Annotated in this window: 1 pseudogene; it reads left to right on the top strand. The window is 59.3% G+C overall.

Features of this window, described 5'->3' with window-relative positions:
- Window positions 1-258 (top strand): annotated as a pseudogene (locus KVT34_RS30525) (glycosyltransferase family 4 protein); the annotation flags it as partial.

Raw genomic sequence — 258 nt, 5'->3', positions numbered from 1 at the left:
TCATCTGGACCCGCTCGTGCGCCGGGTGGAAATGTACCGCTACTGCATGGAATTGGTCGCGGCTTCGTTCGGACTTCAGCAGTATGACGTCATCCATGCCCAGGCCGTGATCGCCTCGCTCGCGTTAAACCGGGTAAGACCCCCGAGTACCGGTCTGGTGGCGGGCATTCACGGATCACTGGCAAGGGAGATTAGAATCTTGCTGGGTGAGGAAGGCAGGCTGGATTCCGAGAAGCTGCGGCCGCTTGCGCATCTTTA

It is taken from the genome of Paenibacillus sp. GbtcB18, assembly GCF_019091125.1.
GTDB lineage: Bacteria > Bacillota > Bacilli > Paenibacillales > NBRC-103111 > Paenibacillus_F > Paenibacillus_F chitinolyticus.
Note: the sequence above shows the minus strand (reverse complement) of the source record. Positions and strands in the feature narration are given on the sequence as shown.